Consider the following 19,152-nt stretch of genomic DNA (forward strand, 5'->3'; position numbering starts at 1 on the left):
GCTGCAAATAACGCTCGGCCACAAGCGCCTGCGGCGTTGTCATCCACAGCAAACAGCCATTTCCTATCTGCGTCACCCCTATTGCAATCAGTGCGATCGCCCATATCGTAAAATGGCGATATAAGATTCGCTCAGTAACGATGCACACCCGATGAAACACCCAGAACCTTCACCCCTTGACTTCGATGCGATCTACAAAGCGCTCGCCAATCCCGTGCGCCGCGAGATCCTTGCCTGCCTGCGCGAGCCGCAGGCGCATTTCGCCGATCAAGAACTACCGCTCGACCACGGCGTCTGCGCTGGCCGCATCGATGCGCACTGCGGGCTTTCTCAGTCGACAGTCTCCGCGCATCTGGCCGCGCTGCAAAAAGCCGGCCTCGTGACGTCGAAGCGGGTTGGGCAGTGGGTGTTCTTCAAGCGCAACGAGCCGGTCATCGAGGCGTTTCTCGCCCACATGAACCAGCAGCTGTGACGGCGCGCATCGCCGGAAACTTCGGTTTCTCTCCCTTTTTGCTTCAGGCCGCGGGCCGCGCCCGCCACAGGTGATTACATGGCAACGCTTTTCGACACCCTTCAGATCGGCGATCTCACGCTCCCTAACCGCGTCATCATGGCGCCGCTCACGCGTCAGCGCGCGGGCGAAGTCCGTGTTCCCAATGCGCTGATGGCGAAGTACTACGCCGAGCGCGCAAGCGCCGGCCTCATCGTCAGCGAAGCGACGTCAGTGACGCCGCAAGGCGTCGGCTACGCCGAAACGCCGGGTATCTGGTCGCAGGAACAGGTCGACGGCTGGAAGCTCGTAACCGAAGCCGTGCACGCCGCAGGCGGCCGCATCTTTCTGCAGCTGTGGCACGTGGGCCGCATCTCGGACCCGATCTTCCTCGACGGTGAAGTGCCTGTCGCACCGAGCGCGATCGCCGCGCAAGGCTTCGTGAGCCACGTGCGCCCGCAACGCCCGTTTGTCACGCCGCGCGCACTCGAACTCGATGAAATCGCCGGGATTGTCGCCGCCTACCGCCAGGGCGCGATCAACGCGAAGGCCGCCGGTTTCGACGGCGTCGAAGTGCACGGCGCAAACGGCTATCTGCTCGACCAGTTCCTGCAGGACAGCACCAACCAGCGCACCGACGCCTACGGCGGCCCGATCGAAAACCGCGCGCGCCTGCTGCTCGAAGTGACCGATGCCTGTATCGATGTCTGGGGCGCGGATCGCGTCGGCGTTCACATTGCGCCGCGCGGCGACGCCCACACGATGGGCGATTCGGACCCGGCCGCGACCTTCGGCTATGTCGCGCGCGAACTCGGCAAGCGCAAGATCGCTTTCCTGTTCGCACGCGAATCGCTCGGCGAAAATCGCCTTGGCCCGCAATTGAAGGCCGAATTCGGCGGCCCGTACATCGCGAACGAAAAATTCACGCTGGAATCGGCGCAGAAAGTACTCGCCGACGGCGAAGCCGATGCCGTCGCCTGGGGCCAGCTGTTTATCGCCAATCCCGATCTGCCGCGCCGCTTCGAACTGAGCGCGCCACTCAACGCGCCGAATCCGTCGACTTACTACGCACGCGGCGAAACCGGCTACACGGATTACCCATCGCTCGAAAGCGTGGCGTAAAGACTTTGCTCACTATATAGACAGGGCAGCACCGGCTTGATGCACGGCCCCGGCGAAGACATCGCTCTTCGCCGGGGCCTTTTTCTTTTCACACGACGATTCAAACAAGCCACGCACAAACCCCATTTGCGCGAGGCCAATCCCAATAGAGCGATTCAATTGGCATCCCGCGCGACCATGTCCTTGAATTCCAGATTCGTCTGCCCCGCCCAACCGCTGACCGGAGAAAACGTCATGCCGCAAGTCGACGCCGCGCAAATCGTTCACAGCATCGCCGAAGAGTTTCATGCTCCTGAGGAAACGGTCGCCCGCATCTACGCCGACACACTCGATCTCTACCGCGCCGACGCGCGTATTCACGACTATCTCCCGCTGTTCGCCGCCCGCAAGGTGCGCGCAGCGCTGCGGCAAAACGGCACAGGCACGCACTGATCGCGCGCGGATTTCGCGCAGATTTCGCCCCTCGCCGGCTGTTCATTTCGCTCTACCTGGTTGCAGCGCTCCGTGCGGATTTTTGATCCGCGCGGGCGTCTGCGCGCGCACAGCGCCGCCCAGAAAGGCCTTGCGCACCGATGCGCTCTTAAGGCTCGTTTAATTCTTCGCTGCAACCATACGCTCACCCCTGTTGAGCCGCCGGAACATCGGCGGCGTTTTTTTATGCGGTTAGTCGAGGAGGAGCGAAGCCATGCCTGAAGACAACGACGTGCTGATGCACCTGCAGTCCCTGCTGCGCGACGGCTCGACTACACGCGTCGCATCGTGTCGCGTTTCCACGCCGCTGCAGCATCCGTGGGGCCGCGCCTATCGGCTGGTCGAATGGACGACGCTGCTCGACGACGGCGCGCGCCGCCAGGTCGTGCCTGCGGAAAGTTCGGCGTTCGAAATTGCGCGTCTGGTGGCGGAACATGTGCCTGGCCGCCGCATTCTGCTGAACGGCGAACCCGTGGACGGCGAGCGTCCGCGCACGCGCCGCCGCGCACGCAGCAGCGCAAGCGCCCGCGCGGCCCGCTGATCGTCTCGCGCAGCGCGTCCCCCATTGCGGGGCGCGCCGCGCGATCACGCGCTTCAAGCCAGCAGCTTCCCCAACGTCTCTTCCAGCGTATCGCTCACGCGCGTCATCGGCGCGCGCAGTTCGTTGCGCATTAAACCTTGTCGCGCTAGCGCCGCCTTGACCGGGCCAGGATTCGGTTCCGCAAACGCCGCGCGCACGAGCGGCACGAGCGTGTGCCAGATCGCGCGCGCCTCGGCCAGACGATCCTCGCGCAAGGCCCGCTCCATCGCCACGAAGCGCTCCGGCAGCACATGCGCCGATGCCGCAATCGCACCGCTCGCGCCCGCGCACAGCGCGCCGAACATATCCATATCTTCGCCGCACAGCACTTGCAGGCGGCCATCGAGAATCAGCGCCAGGGTCTTGTCGAGCGAACCGCCGCAATCCTTCACCGCGACGATGCGCGCGTGACCGGCGAGTTCGAGCAGCGTCGAGAGCGCCAGCGTCACGCCGGTGCGCGCGGGAATGTCGTAGAGGATCACGGGCTTGCGGCTGGTATCGGCGATGGCCGCGAAGTGGCCGATCACACCGGCCTGCGACGGCCGGATGTAATACGGCGCAGCCGCGAGCACGCCTGCAACGGGCGTGTCGTTGAGCGCGGCCACGCGCTCGCAGACCGATTGCGTGTGATTGCCGCTGACGCCGGCCACCACCGGCAACGCCCCCGCACTGGCCAGCACGGTGGCAAGCACGGCATCCTGCTCGCGTTCGTCCAGCGCTGCGGGCTCGCCGGTCGTGCCCAGCGCGACGAAACCGGCCACGCCTGCGCGCACGTAGTAACGCACCAGCGCATCGAGCGCCTCATGATCGACGGCGCCCTGATTGAACGGCGTGACGAGCGGAATCCAGATACCCGAAAACGAAGACATGACTTTCCCTTGAACGCGACCGTACGAAAAATCCGTCGAGCCGTGCGCGGGAGTCAGCGTGCCAGGGAGAAGAGAAGCGGGTGCCGGGCGGCCGTTCCATCGCAACATCCGACGGAACAGCAAGCTCCGGTCAGATGAGCGGCTGTTTTTTGGCTTTGGCTTTCACGCCGACCGACGAAGCGCACGCGTGCGTGTCCATCGCGCGCGAGGCGGCGAAGAAAAGCGTGGCAATGAAGTTCGGCTGACGTGACATACCCGGCAGTGTAACCGGAATAGCGAGATAACGGGCCGCTCAGGGCGCCAATACCCGGCATCAGCCAATCGATTCGACATCGATGATGGCGGTGTCGAGCAGCAGACTGGGCGCATCGGCGGGATCGCGCTTTGTCAGCTTGCCGTCGACGGTCGCGCCGCAGTCCATCCGCAGCTGCTGATAGTAGATGTTGCCGATCACGTGCGCGTTCGCCTGCAGTTCGACGAAATGATCGGCGATCACATCACCGACGATGCGCCCGTTCACCACCAGATCGTAGCCGTGCACGTTGCCCTGCACGACGCTGCGCTCGCTCAGCACGAACAGCGTCTGCGTGCCCGGTTTGCTGCTGATATTGCCGGTGATCTGGCCGTCGAGGCGCAGGCCATCGGCGAATTCGACGTTGCCGGAAATGCGGACGTCCTCGGCGATCAGCGTCGCGAGCTTGGTTTGCTGGATGCCCGGCTGGGGCTTCTTTTTGTTGAACATGGGAACCACCGTCAGGTTTGCGTTGTATGGAATTTCAGGTCGATGTCGAGAAGAACGTGTCTGTCCTGCCTAGCGCGCCGGTTCGCGCGCGCCGTGGCCGCGCAGAAACAGCACTTCGGTTTGCAGCGCCGAAGCCTGCGCCTGCGCCGCCGATGCGGACTTCTGCAAGGCATCGCGCGCCGCGCGCTCCTGCTCGAGCGCGAGTTCGGCGTTGGTCAGACGGATCTGCAAGGCGTCGGGCGCAAGAACCGGGCAGCGTTCGGCATCGTTGACGTGATGAATCCACGCCACCGTGCCCGCGCCGGCGCCCGAGGCCAGCACCGTCCAGAGCATCGCCATGCCCCAGCGCCAGGCGCGCGAGCGCACCGGTTGCAGTTCGAAGGCGCGTTGCGTGTCCGTGCGCACGCGTGCGGTGCGGCGCGCGTCAGCCATGACCGTAGGCGCTAAACAGCGCGAGATAGCCGACGGGATTGACCTGCGTACCGTTCACAATCACCTCGAAGTGCAGATGCGGCCCGGTCGAACGCCCGGTCGAGCCGACATCGGCGATATGGTCGCCCGCGAGCACGATCTGCCCGACCTGCACGTCGATCTTCGAAGCGTGCCCGTAGCGCGTCGTAAAGCCGTTGCCGTGATCGATATCGACGCAATTGCCATAGCCCGCTTTCGGGCCCGCGAAAATCACGCGCCCGCCCGCGGCGGCAAAGATCGGCGTGCCGGTGGGCGCGACGATGTCGAGTCCCGGATGAAAACTCAAACGCTTGGTGAACGGGTCGATGCGGTTGCCGAACGGCGAGCCGAGCCGCCCCGCTTCGGTCGGCCGACGTCCCGGAAAGGCCTGCAACGCGGCCTCGTGTTCGGCAACCGCCTGCTCCAGCGCGGTGAGCGTGGCGGCCATGCAATCGACCGCGCCGCTGACCGCGTGCGCATTGGCGCGCGAAGCCGACGCCTCCACGCAGCGACGCGGCGCAAGCGCAGGACCGCCCTCGCCGCCTGCCGCGCTTTCGTGGTCGTGATCGTGATCGTGACCGTCGTCTTCATCGTCGTCGCCGGAGCGCGTAGCCGGAGCAACGGGTGCGGCCGCCGCCGGCACACCACCGCGCGGCGTCTGCGCGCGCAAACGCTGGTCGAACTGGCGCAAATCGGCGATCTGCGCGGCCAGGCGCTCGATACGCGGATCGAGCAGCGAGATCGACGCGCTCATGCGGCCGATCTCGCCCACCACATAATGATGCGTGGCCGCGCCCTGGACGCCCGGACCTACCGGCACATCCACCACGCTGCTATAGCGGCCGATCGCCACACCGCCCGCGAGCGCGGCCAGCCCCACGACGCAGGCCGTGCAGATGGCCGTGCGACGCGCGACGCGATGCGTGACGAAGCGGGTCTCGCCGCTGGAAAGTTCGTCGACCGAGCTGGTCCAGGGCATTTTCATGACCGGTCCCGACGACGGCATTTCGCGCAGATAAGCGAAACGCACGAGAACAGAGTGCAAAACAGTGCGTACATCAGGCTGCTACGGCCAGCGCGCGCCGGCCCGCTCGAAATCAAAACGGCGATTATCGCGGCGTCGCATAAAGCCCCATCCCAATTTAAAGCGCCTCTCCCGGCCGGGTGAAACGGCGACCGAAAGCGCCGATCGACGCAAAACCGCTTGACTTCTCGCGCCACCGAACTAATATACGCACCGCGTACATCAACCAGCTATCACGGGTGCCAGCATGAGCGTTCCGCAACAAGCCTTCCTCCGCGACGCCATGCGTCGTCTCAACATGACCCGCGACGCGTTCGCGAGCCGTATCGGCGTATCGCGCCGGGCGCTCGACACGTGGCTGCTGCCGGAAGAATCGCAGGAATCGCGGGCTATGCCCGAGATCGTCGAGCGGTTTGTCTCGGAGATCGTCGGTAACGTCGAGCCGCGCGAGGGCTATACGCAAAGCGTAGATTCGCACTCGCTGGCCAGCCAGATCCAGTTCGAAGGCCGTCCGCAACTGCTGTCGACCAACCAGTTCTCGCGCGACTCCGTCGAAGCGCTGTTCCGCGTGGCCGACATCATGCAGCCCATCGCGCGCCGCCGGAAAATCTCGCGCGTGCTCGAAGGCGCGGTGCTCGGCAACCTGTTCTTCGAAGCCAGCACGCGTACCCGCGTGAGCTTTGGCGCCGCGTTCTGCCGTCTGGGCGGTTCGGTGTGCGACACGACCGGCTTCACGTTCTCGTCGATGGCCAAGGGCGAATCGATCTACGACACGAGCCGCGTGATGGCCGGTTACGTGGATGCGATGGTGATTCGGCATCCTGAACAAGGCTCGGTGGCCGAGTTCGCGCGCGCCGTGAACATCCCCGTCATCAATGGCGGCGACGGCCCGGGCGAACACCCGAGCCAGGCGCTGCTCGACCTCTACACGATCCAGCGCGAGTTCTCGCGTCTGGGCAAGATCGTCGACGGTGCGCATATCGCGCTGGTGGGCGACCTCAAGTACGGCCGCACGGTGCACTCGCTCGTGAAACTGCTGGCGCTCTATCGCGGCATCAAGTTCTCGCTCATTTCGCCGCCGATGCTCGAAATGCCCACGTATATCGTCGATCTGATTACGACCAACGGCCACGTGGTCGAGCAGACCACGGACCTGCGCCAGGGCCTGCGCGGCGCCGACGTGGTGTACGCGACGCGCATCCAGAAAGAACGCTTCACGGACGAATCGTTCGAAGGCTACACGCCGGACTTCCAGATCAACCAGGCGCTGCTCGACGAATGCTGCAGCCCCGAAACGCTCGTGATGCACCCGCTGCCGCGCGACAGCCGCCCGGGCGCGAACGATCTGTCGACGGACCTGAACCATGATCCGCGTCTGGCGATCTTCCGCCAGACCGACAACGGCATCCCCGTGCGTATGGCGATTTTCGCGGTACTGCTGGGCGTCGAAAACCTCGTGCAGCATTCGATGCGCGACGCCGTGTGGCGCCCGCCCGCATACCTGGGCCCGGACGACGCCGTGTTTCATGGCATCGACTGATCGCGCCAGCGCGACGCCGTAGTAAAAAAGGCCGGGAGATTCCCGGCCTTTTTTCGCTTGACACAATTACTTCGACATCCTGATCTTATCCGAACAGTGTGAACTCGCCGCCGCGCTTGAGCGCGCGCTGATACGCCGGCCGCGCATGAATGCGATCGAGAAACGCGCGAATCGACGGCAGTGATTCCGCGCCCGCGCGCTTCGCGCCGGCTTCCAGCGGAAAACTCATCTGCACGTCCGCGGCCGTGAACGCGTCGCCCGCGAACCAGCCCGTGGCTTCCAGTTCTTTCGCCATATAGCGGAAATGCAGGTCGAGTTGCGGATCGACGAATTCGCTTTCCAGCGAACCCGCGATCTTGCGCGTGATCGGCCGGATGAAGAACGGCACCTTCGCATTGGCGATGCGGCTCGCGACCAGCTTGAGCAGCAGCGGCGGCATGGCCGAGCCCTCGGCGTAATGCATCCAGTAGCGATAACGCAGGAATTCGGGCGTGTCGCGCGGCGGCACGAAGCGGCCGTTGCCGTAACGCTCGACCAGATATTCGAGGATCGCGCCCGACTCCGCGAGCGTGAGATCGCCATCCGTCACAACCGGCGATTTGCCGAGCGGATGCACGGAGCGCAGCGCGGGCGGCGCAAGCAGCGTGTCCTTGTTGCGCCTGTATTCCACGATCTCGTATTCGACGCCCAGTTCTTCGAGCATCCAGAGGACGCGCTGGGAACGCGAGTTGTCGAGGTGGTGCACCGTCAGCATAGGGTCTCCTCCCGGTTGCATGGATCGCAAGCATTGTAGGGTGCGCGTCGCCCGCGCAACACGTACCTGAGGCGGACCTCTATTCCGCACGCCTGCCGCATCGTGCCATCGCCACAAACTGGCCGCCTCGCCAGCTTCGCGACGGCCTGACGTCAGGCATTCGACAGGCCCGCGCCAGAAGCGGCGCAATCACGAAAGTTTCGCTCGCAACCCGGCGTTTGCGCTTTACTTTCTCGCGCGGCGCGCGCAACTTGCAGGTCTGTCCGCTGCTGCGACTGCGCGATAGGGCCGGTTTTTGCGGCATCGGAATTGCTCCTGAAAAACTGTTGCACATCGAGGTCCGCACGCTGCGCGACGATGGCTCACGCGGCATCGCGGCGTACTTGCGCCGAACGCGTGCGATCCCATCGCCATCCTCCCCAGATGGAGCCTGCGAACGCCATGTCCCCGACTTCCCACGATCGGCCTCACGACGCCGACGCATCCAGCGAACCCGCCGAACCCGCCCGCCGTCGCTTTCTTCAATCGGCCGCTGCGGCTGCCGCCCTGGGCGCGGCGCCGCATCTGCGTGCGCAGAACGCGCCCGAACCCGCAAATGCCGCCGATACCCCCACGCCGCCCGCCGTGCCCGCGCAACCGGTGCGGCTTGACATCAACGGTCGCGAATATGTGCTGCATCTCGAAGCGCGCGTGACGCTGCTCGACGCGCTGCGCGATTACGCGGGCCTCACCGGCACCAAGAAAGGCTGCGATCGCGGCCAATGCGGCGCGTGCACGGTGCTGGCCGACGGGCGGCGCATCAACGCGTGCCTCACGCTCGCCGTGATGCACGAAGGTCAGCGCATCACCACGGTCGAAGGTCTCGCGACGACCGGCGTGCCAGCCACGATCCAGCGTGCCTTCATCGAGCGCGATGCCCTGCAGTGCGGATACTGCACGCCAGGCCAGTTGTGTTCGGCGACCGCGTGCCTTTCGGAGTTCGCGGCCGGCACCGCCAGCGCCGCGAGCGCCGACGTGCGAACACGCCCAGCACAACTAAGCGATGAAGAAATACGCGAGCGCATGAGCGGCAATATCTGCCGCTGCGGCGCCTACGCGAACATCGTGGCCGCCGTGCGCGACGCGCACGCCGCCAGCGCGTGATCGCGGAGGCGCATCCATGGACGCACTCGCCTACCAGCGCGCCACCGATATCGACGCCGCCCTCGCCGCCGCGCAGCAACCCGGCGCGGCTTTTATCGGCGGCGGCACGAATCTGCTCGACCTGATGAAAGGCGGCATCGCGCATCCGCTCACCCTCATCGACATCACGCATATCGCGGCGCTCGCGCGCATCGAAACGCTACCCGACGGCGGCCTGCGTATCGGCGCACTCGCGCGCAACAGCGATGCGGCCAATCACGCGCTGGTGCGCACGCGCTATCCGCTGCTTGCGCAGGCGCTGCTCGCGGGCGCATCGCCGCAATTGCGCAATATGGCGACGGTCGGCGGCAACCTGATGCAGCGCACGCGCTGCGGCTACTTCTACGACACCGCCTTCGCGCAATGCAACAAGCGCATGCCCGGCAGCGGCTGCGCGGCGCGCGACGGCGTCAATCGCATGCACGCGATCCTCGGCGCGAGCGCGCAATGCGTGGCCGTGAATCCTTCCGATATGAGCGTCGCGCTCGCCGCACTCGATGCGATCGTGCAGGTGCGCGGACCGAACGGCGCACGCGCGATTCCCATCGCGCAGTTTCATCGGCTGCCGGGCGAGCGGCCCGATCTGGACACCACGCTCGCGCGCGGCGAACTCATCACCTCGGTCGATCTGCCGCCGCCCGCTTTCGCCGATCACGCGCATTACCTGAAGCTGCGCGATCGGGCCAGTTACGCATTTGCGCTCGTTTCGGTCGCGGCGGCGCTGCAACTCGATGGCCAGCGCGTGCGCGCCGTGCGCATCGCGCTGGGCGGCGTCGCGCACAAGCCCTGGCGTGCGAGCGTGGCGGAACAGCGGCTCACCGGTCAGCCAATCGATACGGCGACGCTACGCGCCGCAGCCGCCGCCGAACTCGCCCAGGCGCAGCCGCTGAAAGGCAACGCGTTCAAGATCGAACTCGCGCAACGCGCCATCGTGCGCGCCGTCATGCAGGCCGCGGGCCAGGCACCACACGCTTCGGGAGACCTCGCATGAGCCCACTGATCGGACAGCCCATCGACCGCATCGACGGCATGCTCAAGGTGACAGGCAGCGCGAGCTACGCCGCGGATTTCCCGGAAGCGCGTCTCGCGCATGCGGTGATCGTCACGAGCACGGTGGCGAGCGGCACGATCGCGTCGATCGACACGCGCCGCGCGCAAGCGCTGCCAGGCGTGCTGCTGGTGATGACGTGGCAAAACGCGATGCGCCTGCCCAACGGCGGTCACACGCCGCTCACGCCGCCCGCCGGACGCCGCCTCACGCTCTTGCAGGACAACGCCGTGCGCTACAGCAACGAGCCGATAGCAGTCGTCGTCGCCGACACGCTCGAACACGCCAGCGACGCCGCGCAGCACATCGGCGTCACCTACGCGGCCACGCCGCCCATCGCCGATTTCGCGCGCGCGAAAGCGCAGGCCCACACGCCGCCCGGTCAGCCCGGGCGGCCGATCGATTCGCAACGCGGCGATGTCGAAGCCGGCCTGCGCGAAGGCGCCGTGCGTATCGACGCGATCTACACCACGCCCGTGCAATTCCACAATCCGATGGAACCGCACGCCACGATGGCGCGCTGGGACGGCCCGGCACTCACGCTCTACGACTCGACGCAAGGCGTCTCGGGCGCGCGCACCGCCGTGGCCGCCGTATTCGGCATCCCGGCGGACAACGTGCGGGTGATTTCGCCGTTCATCGGCGGCGGCTTTGGCTGCAAGGGTTCGTCGTGGTCGCATGTGACGCTGTGCGCGATGGCCGCGAAGCAGACCGGCCGCCCCGTGCGGCTCGCGCTCGCGCGGCCGCAATTGTTCGGCCCGGTCGGCTCGCGTCCGCGCACGGAACAGCATTTTTCGCTGGCCGCGCGCCGCGACGGCACGCTCACTGCCATCCGCCACGACACGCTCTCGCACACCTCGACGTTCGAAGACTGGACCGAAATGTCCGGCCTCGTCACGCGCATGATGTACGCCACACCGAACCTGAGCACCAGTCACCGCGTCGTGCCGCTCAACGTCGGCACGCCCACATTCACGCGCGCGCCCGGCGAAACGACGGGCTCGTTCGCGCTCGAATCGGCGATGGACGAACTGGCGTGGCGGCTCGGCATGGACCCGATCGCCTTGCGCCTGAAAAATTACGCCGAAGTCGAGCCGCAGGATGGCAAGCCGTGGTCGTCGAAAGCGCTGCGCGAGTGCTACGCAACGGGCGCGGATCGCTTCGGCTGGTCGCGCCGCATCGCCACGCCGCGCGCGATGCGCCAGGGCCAGACGCTGATCGGCCTGGGTATGGCGGGCGCGACGTATCCAGCCAATCGCAGCGAGGCGGCCGCCATCACGCGCATCCTGCCCGACGGCACGGCGATGGTCACTTCGGGCACGCAGGACATCGGCACCGGCACCTATACGGTGATGACGCAGGTGGCCGCGGATGCGCTGGGTTTCGCACCCGAACGCATTCACTTCGCGCTCGGCGATTCGAGCCTGCCGCGCGCGCCGGGATCTGGCGGCTCGCAATCGGCGGCCAGCGTTTCGCCGGCCGTGCAGGCCGCAGCGCGCGGCGCGCGCGACAAACTGATCGCACTGGCCACGGCCGATCCCGCTTCGCCGGTCCACGGCGCCGCGCCCGCCGATGTCACGGTGATCGACGCCTGGGTGACGCTGCGCGCCGATCCCTCGCGGCGCGACCCCGCCGCCGCCATCATCGCGCGCGCGGGCGGCCAGCCGATCGAAGCGCAGGCCAGCACGAAACCGGGCGCGGAAAAGCAGCAATACGCGTTTCATTCGTTCGGCGCGGTGTTCGCCGAAGTCCACGTTGACGCCGATCTCGGCACCCTGCGGGTGGCGCGCATCGTCGGCGTGTATGACGTGGGGCAGGTCCTCAACGCCAAGACCGCGCGCAGCCAGCTGATGGGCGGCATGGTCTGGGGCATCAGCACGGCGCTGCACGAGGAAGGCCTGCTCGACACCGCCACGGGCCGCTTCGTGAACGGCAATTTCGCCGACTACCACGTGCCCGTGAACGCCGATATCGGCGATCTGGACGTGCAGTTCGTCGGCGCGCCGGATCTGCATTTCAATCCGCTGGGCGTGCGCGGTATCGGCGAAATCGGCATTACGGGCGTGCCTGCGGCGATTGCGAACGCCGTCTATCACGCCACCGGCGTGCGCGTGCGCGATCTGCCGATCACGCTCGACAAAGTGATGTCGCCGCCGCACACGATGGTTTAGCGGCTTTGGTGGAAGGAAAACCGCCGGCGCATCGGGGCTTGCCTCACGCGCGGTTGCGCCGCACAATCGGCGTTCACCCCTCTCGTGCGGTACTCCCCATGGCCTATGCATCGCTTGCCACCGGCGTACTGCTCGCCGCCGGCACCGGTTCGCGCTTCGATCCCGAAGGTCTGCGCAACAAACTCCTCGCGCCGCTTCCGAACGGCCTCGCCGTCGCGCACGAGGCCGCGCACCGGCTGCTGATGGTCGTGCCGCGCGTGATCGCCGTCGTGCGGCCAGGCGCCGAAACGCTCGCGCACACGCTCAACGAAGCGGGCTGCGACGTGGTGTTCGCGGCAGCGTCGGTGCGCGGCATGGGCGCAAGCCTCGCAGCCGCGATCGAAGCCGATACCGAAGGCGAAAGCTGGATCGTCGCGCTCGCGGACATGCCGCGCATCGCGGTGAGCACGATCGAAGCCGTCGCGCGCGAACTGGACGCGGGCAAGCCGCTCGTCGCGCCGTTTTACGACGGGCAGCGCGGCCATCCGGTGGGCTTCGGCTACGGCCATCGCGAAGCACTGCTGGCGCTGGACGGCGATGCGGGCGCGCGCGCACTGCTGACTTCGCAGACGCTCACGCGCATCGGCGTGGACGACCCCGGCATTCTGCGCGACATCGATACGCCCGCCGATCTCAACGGCCTCTGAAGCGCCCGCCACGCATTGCAGGAACCGGTCTTGCGGATAAGGCCGCGGGCTCCGAAACCGCACAGACGCGGTTTTCATCGCCTACGCTATGAAGACCACCCACACGTCCTGCGCGGCGTTTGCCGCCCGCGCACGAGGTATCCGCGATGATCTGCTCGCATACGAACCCGCTTCCCGATCCGCTCGCCGATCCGACGCGCGACCCGGAACGCGATCCGCTCACGCCTCCGCCGCCGGGGCATCACGGCGAAGAACCGCAACGCCCGGACGGGCCGCCCAACAAAGACCCGGTCTGAGTGTCATGGCGCGTGCTCCGCGCGCCGCATTCCGCCTGACCCGCCTCTTCCTCGCACGCGCAGCGAACAGCCTTCGCGGCGCGCTCGCCATGCGCCTCGCCTTGCGCTGTCGTGCAAACGACATCCTTGATCCACGCCTGTTTATTGCTTTCTAAAGCCTTACGATGACGCTTGCATCGGCCCGGCTCACTCCGTAAAATGCAAACGATTCGCATTTGCGATCAACAATTTAGCCGAATCAACCCTCATTGCCCTTTAACCCGACCGCCGACGCCATCGTGACCGTTTTGACCTCTGCGCCCGCTTCCGTCCGACGGCACGCCTCATGAGACCGCTGCTGGTACGCCTGCATCGCTGGCTCGGTCTGGGCACGGCCGCCTTCCTGTTCCTCGCCGGCCTGACGGGCGCGGTAATCGCCTGGGACCACGAGCTCGACGCCGCGCTCAATCCGTCGTTCTTCAATGCGGCCACGTCCGGCACGCCGCTGCCGCCGCTCGAACTGGTCAAACGCTTCGAAGCCGCCAATCCGCATGCCGTGGTGTCCTATATGCCGCTCGGGATCGAGCCTGGCCACACCTTCATCGTGCGCGCGGAACCGCATCTCGATCCACACACGCAGCAGCCCTACGCGCTCGACTACAACCAGGTCGCGATCGATCCGGTGACGGGCGCCGTGCAAGGCCGCCGCATGTGGGGCGCGCCCTCGCTCGCACGCCTGAACCTGATTCCCTTCATCTACCAGCTTCACTACACGCTGTTCCTGCCGACGAAACTGGGCATCAACTTCAGCGTCTGGACCATGGGCGTGGTGGGGATGATCTGGCTGCTGGACGGCTTCTTCGCCATCGTGCTGGCGTTTCCGAATTTCAAAAGCTGGCGCAAATCGCTGGCGTTTCGCATCAAGCGCGGCGGCTACGCGCTCACCTTCGACCTGCACCGCTCGGGCGGCGTCTGGCTCTGGGGCCTGCTGACGGTGATCGCGCTCACATCGATATCGATGAATCTGGGCAGCGAGATCGTGCGCCCGGTGGTCTCGGTGTTCTCGAAACTCGCGCCGGACCCGTTCCGCACGGTCGCGCCCGGCCCGCAACTCTCGCCCGCCGAGATGCTGCAGGCGCGTGACCGCATCATCGCCAACGCCGCCGAAGTGGGCCGTCGCGAAGGCATTACGGCGCCGCCGGGCGGCATGTTCGCGATGCCGTCGCTCGGTTATATCGGCGTGGGCTATTACGCAGCCGGCGACGATCACGGCGATGCGGGCCTCGGCAATCCGTGGCTGATCATGAGCGCGCGCACCGGCGCGGTGCTCGCGAAGCAGATTCCCGGCGAAGGCAGCGCCGGCGACATCTTTATTCAGGCGCAGTTTCCGCTGCACTCGGGCCGCATCGCCGGTTTGCCCGGACGGATCGCCATCAGCTTCACAGGCGTGATGATCGCCGTGCTCAGCGTGACGGGCGTGCTGATCTGGCTGAAGAAAGCGCGTGCGCGCCGCAAGTCGGCCAAAACCGCCAAGCCGTCTAAGCAGGCGACGAAAGCGCCCGCACGCGAGCGCGTAACCAGCTAGGCTTTCACGCCGATCAAACAAAAGGGCCTTGCAGCGATTCCTCGCCGCAAGGCCCTTTTTTCATGGCTCGATCGAGCCACGCATGCTTACTTCACTTACTTCGCGATTTCGTCGAACGATGCCAGCAGGCGCTCGACATCGGCGGCGTGAATGTCGCCCATCGTCGAGATGCGGAACAGCTCCTTCGACAGACCGCCCTGGCCCGCGTAGATCACGAAGCCGCGCGCCTTGAGCGCGTCATGCAGCTTCGGATAGTCGATGCCGGCCGGCAGACGGAACGCCCGCAGCACCACCGACGATTCTTCCTTCGGCAGCACGCAATCCATGCCGCGCGCGGCCAGACCCGCACGCACCTGCTCGGACAACGCCGCATAGCGCGCGTGACGCGCCTGCCAGCCGCCTTCGTCGGCGAGTTCGCGCAACGCTTCGACCAGCGCGTAGTACGCGTGCACCGAAGGCGTGAACGGCGTATTGCGCTGATCCTGCAAGGTCGCGAGACGCTTGAGGTCGAGGTAATACGTGCGGCTCGCGGCCGTCGCGAGCGCCGCGCGGCGCACCACCACGAAGGCCGCGCCGGGCACGCCGTGCAGGCACTTGTTCGCGGTCGCGGCCACGGCGGCGATGCTCGTATCGGCGAAATCGATCGCTTCCGAGCCGAAGCTGCTCACGCCATCGACGAGCATCTGCACGCCACGCGCACGGCACGCCGCGCCCAGTTCGCGCAGATCGTTCAGACGGCCCGTGGTGGTTTCGTGATGGATGATCGCGACGTGCGTGATCGCCTTGTCGGCGTCGAGCGCGGCGGTGATGCGCGCGAGGTCGGGCGCGTCCATCCACTCGTGCTTCACGACTTCATGCGCGATGCCGTACTGCGTGGCGATCGCGGTGATGCGCTCGCCGTACACGCCGTTTTCGACGATCAGCAGCTTGCCGTTCGCGGGCACCAGCGAGGCGATCATACTTTCGACCGCCGCCGTGCCGGAGCCGGTCATGAGCACCGCCTGCCACTGCGCGGGATCGAGATCGTAGACGCCGACGAGACGCGTGCGCGCCTCTTCCTGCACGTCGAAGAACTCGCTTTCGCGGTGGCAAAGGTCTTCCTGCAACAGGCTGCGGCGCACGCGTTCGGTGAGCGTGACCGGGCCGGGATTGAGCAACAGCATGGGCTGAGGTTCCTTCGAAGTTCGCTGGGTCGGCCGCTTAACTGGCCGCGCCGATGTGCTTCATCAAACGCGTCTTGACGTCCGGCGGCGTGATGGTCGGACGCGGCAGGCCGTCGGGCGTGCCGCGCTTGATCGTCAGGCAGACGAAGCGCGTGCCCGCGACTCCGCTTGCGCCTTTCGCGCGATCCTGCGCAGCGTTCAGCACGGCGTCGAGCGTGGCGAGTTCGTCGCCTTCCACGGCATCGGCGTAACCGCACGCCGCGGCCACGTTCGCGAACGAAACCTGCTGCGAGACGGTGGCCTGGCCGCCGGTCGAATCGTGCGCGCCGTTATCGAGCAGCACGTGCGTGAGATTCGACGGACCATAGGCGCCGAGCGTCGCGAACGCGCCCATACGCATGAGCGCCGCGCCGTCGCCGTCGAGCGCGACCACGTTGAGGTCGGGGCGCGCGAGCGCCAGACCGAGCGCGAACGGCGTCACGCAACCCATCGAGCCGACCATGTACAACTGGTTCGAACGATCGTCGATGGCGTACAGCTCGCGGCCGCAAAAGCCCGTCGATGCCACCACGACCGTCGATTCCGCGGGCGTCGCCGCGATCACGCGTTCGAGCGCCTGCTGGCGCGTCGGCAGTTCGTCGTAGGCGCGGCCCGTGAAGTTCGACTGCGCGACCGGCAGCGCGTGCTTTTCAGGCATCGCGCCGCCGCCCTTGAGTTCGTACGACGCGACGCTGCCCTTTTGCATCACGAGCGCATACGGGCGGCCCGTTTCGTCCATGTGCCGGACAGCGCGTTCGAGCGCGGACGCGATCTGGTCGGCTTCCGTGGGGAACAGTTCCCAGGGAATCTCCATCGTATCGAGCATCTGCGGCGTGACCGGGCCCATCAGCGCGTGCTGCGGCTCGTCGGCGACGCCGGGCTGGCCGCGCCACGTCACGATCAGCAGTTGCGGCAGACGGAAGGTCCACGTGAGCGAGGTCAGCGGGCTCACGGCGTTGCCGAGACCCGAGTTCTGCATCATCGCGATGCCGCGCTTGCCCGCGAGCGCCACGCCCGCGATCAGCGCGACCGCGTCGCCCTCATTGGCCGCCGACACGTAATGCAGCGAATCGTCCTGCAGCACGTAGTTGATGAACGGCGTGAGGTACGAGCACGGCACGCCCGCATACCATTCGAAGCCTTGCGCGCGCGCCGCTTCGACGAACTGTGCCGCTTCGATCATGCCTTCGCCTCCAGCTTCGCACCTGCGGTGCCGCCGCCGATCGGGGTCTGCGCGTGGGCGAAATCACCCGCGCGACGGAAGTCTTCGAGGTCGTTCACGCCGCGCCAGTGGCCGCGCACGTATTGCACTTCGATCTTCTCGCCGTCTTCGATCAGCGCGTTGAGCAGCGCGGGCATGTCGAGCGTGTCGAAATCGGCGCGCGTCTGCAGTTGCGCGAGCTTCGCCTTGAGCTTGTCGCGGCCTGCGCCACGCACGCTCGTCAGGCCGATCCAGCGGCCGTTCGGCGCCGTGCCCTGCGATGCCTGATCCGACGACACACGTTGCAGATACGCCTTGTTGCCGAACAGACCGCGGTCGTCGTCCGCCGAGCACCACGCGAAATCGCGCACGCTGGCGTTTTCCGATGCCGGCGACGAGTCGATCACGACGCTGAAATCGGCATCGCTATCGACGAGGTCGCGCAGGATGTAGCTGCGGAACAGCAGATCGCCGTACGAGATCACCGTGTCGTTCTCGAGCACGTTGACGGCGCAGGCGAGCGAAGCGAGTTCGTTGGTCTGCGCGAAGCGTTCGTTGCGCGCGAGCTTGATGCCGGCGGTGTCGATCGACTCGGCCTTGTAACCGCCCACGACGGTGATGTCGTTGATCGCTTCCTTCTTGAACGCGTCGACGAGCCAGCGCAGCAGCGGCTTGCCCGCGACCGGCAGCATGACCTTCGGCTTGTCTTCGGTGACGGCGTCGAGGCCCGATCCGCGGCTCGCCGCCAGCACGATCGCAGAACCCGACGAGCGCGTGGCCGACAGATAACGGTTTTCGGCTTCCGAGTATTCGTCGGCGTCCTGCAGGCGGAAAATTTCGTTGACCGTAGCAATACGATCTTCCACGTCGACGAGCGTCTGCGTTTCGTAGATCGTCTTCGTCACGGCCTGCATCGCCGAAACCGCCGCGCGGATCTGGTGGTTCGCCCAGATGATCGTGCTGATGCCCGCCTTGCGGAACACGTCGGTCGGCGTGCTGTAGTACTTGGTCGGCACGATCACGAGCGGACCGCGGCCAGCCCATTCGCGGGCGAACGTGAGGATCTCGTCAGCTTTCGAGAGCTTGCTGTGGATCAGGATCGCGTCCGCGCCAGCCTGGCGGTAAGCCTCGGCGCGCTTGAGCGCTTCGTCCATGCCCCAGCCTGCGATCAGCGCCTCGACGCGCGCCACGATCGAGAAATTCTCGTCGGTCTGCGAGTCCTTGCCGGCCTTGATCTTGCCGCAGAATTCGTCGATATCGGCGAGCGGTTGCGCTTCGCCGCCGATGAAGCTGTTGGTCTTCGGGAACACCTTGTCTTCGATACAGACGCCGGCGATGCCGCGCTGTTCGAGCTTGCGCACGAGGCGGCGCACGTTGTTGAAGTTGCCGTAGCCGGTGTCGCCGTCGAGCAGGATCGGCAGATCGCTGGCGTCGGCCATGAATTCGAGGTTATCGACCACCTGCGTCCAACTGGCTTCGTTGTTGTCGCGCACGCCGAACTGCGCGGAAATCGACAGACCCGAGCCCCAGATCGCCTTGAAGCCGGCTTCGCGCGCGATGCGTGCGGACAGGCCGTTATGCGCTTCCATCAGGAATTCGAGTTCGTTGCTGACCAGCATCTGGCGCAGACGTGCGCTGCGCGAGGTGGAAACAACGTTGGGAACCAGTGCGGGTTCGCGTGCGTTCATTTTTTTTACTCCAGTGGACATCGTCGCGCCGCGGCAAAGTTGCTGCGTCGCGCGCATCGCATCGTTGGTTAA

General features: G+C 66.1%; 18 protein-coding genes and 1 pseudogene. 11 read left to right on the plus strand and 8 right to left on the minus strand.

What is annotated here, in order from left to right:
• Positions 1-151 precede the first annotated feature (151 nt).
• The 4 genes and pseudogenes from U5A67_RS35985 to U5A67_RS36000 all read left to right on the plus strand — a co-directional run.
• Positions 152-472: a metalloregulator ArsR/SmtB family transcription factor gene (locus tag U5A67_RS35985; protein ID WP_321818064.1), complete on the plus strand. Its 321-nt coding sequence runs from the start codon at positions 152-154 to the stop codon at positions 470-472.
• 78 nt (positions 473-550) lie between these two features.
• A complete protein-coding gene (locus U5A67_RS35990) occupies positions 551-1,612 on the plus strand; it encodes an alkene reductase (RefSeq protein WP_321818065.1) in 1,062 nt (353 codons plus the stop codon).
• A gap of 39 nt (positions 1,613-1,651) precedes the next feature.
• Entirely contained in the window at positions 1,652-2,044 is a 393-nt protein-coding gene (locus tag U5A67_RS35995; protein ID WP_321818066.1) for a DUF3562 domain-containing protein, read from the plus strand.
• Between the two features lie 277 nt (positions 2,045-2,321).
• Positions 2,322-2,531, plus strand: a pseudogene (locus tag U5A67_RS36000) (DUF2866 domain-containing protein); the annotation flags it as partial.
• A 146-nt stretch (positions 2,532-2,677) separates the two neighbouring features.
• Here the strand turns inward: U5A67_RS36000 and dapA are convergent.
• The 4 genes from dapA to U5A67_RS36020 form a co-directional block, all read right to left on the minus strand.
• Positions 2,678-3,532 (minus strand): 4-hydroxy-tetrahydrodipicolinate synthase, encoded by an 855-nt coding sequence (dapA, locus tag U5A67_RS36005; RefSeq protein ID WP_321818067.1) that lies wholly within the window; start codon positions 3,530-3,532, stop codon positions 2,678-2,680.
• 313 nt (positions 3,533-3,845) lie between these two features.
• Positions 3,846-4,274 carry a bactofilin family protein gene (locus U5A67_RS36010; protein ID WP_205987586.1) on the minus strand — a complete coding sequence of 143 codons (429 nt, stop codon included), beginning with the start codon at positions 4,272-4,274 and terminating at the stop codon, positions 3,846-3,848.
• Positions 4,275-4,343: 69 nt separating this feature from the next.
• Positions 4,344-4,706, minus strand: a complete 363-nt coding sequence (locus U5A67_RS36015) for a hypothetical protein (RefSeq protein WP_205987585.1) — start codon at positions 4,704-4,706, stop codon at positions 4,344-4,346.
• Positions 4,699-5,709 (minus strand): M23 family metallopeptidase, encoded by a 1,011-nt coding sequence (locus tag U5A67_RS36020; RefSeq protein WP_321818068.1) that lies wholly within the window; start codon positions 5,707-5,709, stop codon positions 4,699-4,701. Before U5A67_RS36020 ends, U5A67_RS36015 begins: the two co-directional genes overlap by 8 nt.
• A gap of 286 nt (positions 5,710-5,995) precedes the next feature.
• Between U5A67_RS36020 and U5A67_RS36025 the strand changes: the two genes are divergently transcribed.
• Complete coding sequence (locus tag U5A67_RS36025) at positions 5,996-7,288, plus strand: aspartate carbamoyltransferase (protein ID WP_205987582.1); 1,293 nt, start codon at positions 5,996-5,998, stop codon at positions 7,286-7,288.
• A gap of 85 nt (positions 7,289-7,373) precedes the next feature.
• On the opposite strand, the gene U5A67_RS36030 is transcribed toward U5A67_RS36025, so the two are convergent.
• The gene (locus U5A67_RS36030; RefSeq protein WP_321818069.1) at positions 7,374-8,042 is read right to left on the minus strand and encodes a glutathione S-transferase; all 669 of its coding nucleotides are present in this window, start codon (positions 8,040-8,042) and stop codon (positions 7,374-7,376) included.
• 441 nt (positions 8,043-8,483) lie between these two features.
• On the opposite strand from U5A67_RS36030, the gene U5A67_RS36035 reads away from it, so the two are divergent.
• The 6 genes from U5A67_RS36035 (at position 8,484) to U5A67_RS36060 (ending at position 14,989) form a co-directional block, all read left to right on the plus strand.
• A complete protein-coding gene (locus U5A67_RS36035; protein ID WP_321818070.1) occupies positions 8,484-9,185 on the plus strand; it encodes a (2Fe-2S)-binding protein in 702 nt (233 codons plus the stop codon).
• Between the two features lie 16 nt (positions 9,186-9,201).
• Positions 9,202-10,215: a xanthine dehydrogenase family protein subunit M gene (locus U5A67_RS36040; protein WP_321818071.1), complete on the plus strand. Its 1,014-nt coding sequence runs from the start codon at positions 9,202-9,204 to the stop codon at positions 10,213-10,215.
• Positions 10,212-12,443 carry a xanthine dehydrogenase family protein molybdopterin-binding subunit gene (locus tag U5A67_RS36045; RefSeq protein WP_321818072.1) on the plus strand — a complete coding sequence of 744 codons (2,232 nt, stop codon included), beginning with the start codon at positions 10,212-10,214 and terminating at the stop codon, positions 12,441-12,443. The genes U5A67_RS36040 and U5A67_RS36045 overlap by 4 nt, the downstream gene beginning before the upstream one ends.
• Positions 12,444-12,541: 98 nt before the next feature.
• The gene (locus tag U5A67_RS36050) at positions 12,542-13,129 is read left to right on the plus strand and encodes a nucleotidyltransferase family protein (protein ID WP_321818073.1); all 588 of its coding nucleotides are present in this window, start codon (positions 12,542-12,544) and stop codon (positions 13,127-13,129) included.
• Positions 13,130-13,275: 146 nt separating this feature from the next.
• A complete protein-coding gene (locus U5A67_RS36055; protein ID WP_165976784.1) occupies positions 13,276-13,425 on the plus strand; it encodes a hypothetical protein in 150 nt (49 codons plus the stop codon).
• Between the two features lie 325 nt (positions 13,426-13,750).
• A complete protein-coding gene (locus U5A67_RS36060; RefSeq protein ID WP_321818074.1) occupies positions 13,751-14,989 on the plus strand; it encodes a PepSY-associated TM helix domain-containing protein in 1,239 nt (412 codons plus the stop codon).
• A 95-nt stretch (positions 14,990-15,084) separates the two neighbouring features.
• On the opposite strand, the gene U5A67_RS36065 is transcribed toward U5A67_RS36060, so the two are convergent.
• From U5A67_RS36065 to aepX, 3 genes are read right to left on the minus strand one after another with little or no spacing between them, the layout of a single operon-like run.
• Positions 15,085-16,152, minus strand: coding sequence for a 2-aminoethylphosphonate aminotransferase (locus U5A67_RS36065; protein WP_321818075.1), 1,068 nt, complete (start codon positions 16,150-16,152; stop codon positions 15,085-15,087).
• Between the two features lie 37 nt (positions 16,153-16,189).
• On the minus strand, positions 16,190-17,374 hold the full coding sequence (gene aepY, locus U5A67_RS36070; RefSeq protein WP_321818076.1) for a phosphonopyruvate decarboxylase: 1,185 nt from the start codon (positions 17,372-17,374) through the stop codon (positions 16,190-16,192).
• The gene (gene aepX, locus U5A67_RS36075) at positions 17,371-19,080 is read right to left on the minus strand and encodes a phosphoenolpyruvate mutase (protein ID WP_321818077.1); all 1,710 of its coding nucleotides are present in this window, start codon (positions 19,078-19,080) and stop codon (positions 17,371-17,373) included. Before aepX ends, aepY begins: the two co-directional genes overlap by 4 nt.
• Between the last annotated feature and the right edge of the window lie 72 nt (positions 19,081-19,152).

This window comes from Paraburkholderia sp. J69-1 (assembly GCF_905220255.1).
Classification (GTDB): domain Bacteria; phylum Pseudomonadota; class Gammaproteobacteria; order Burkholderiales; family Burkholderiaceae; genus Paraburkholderia.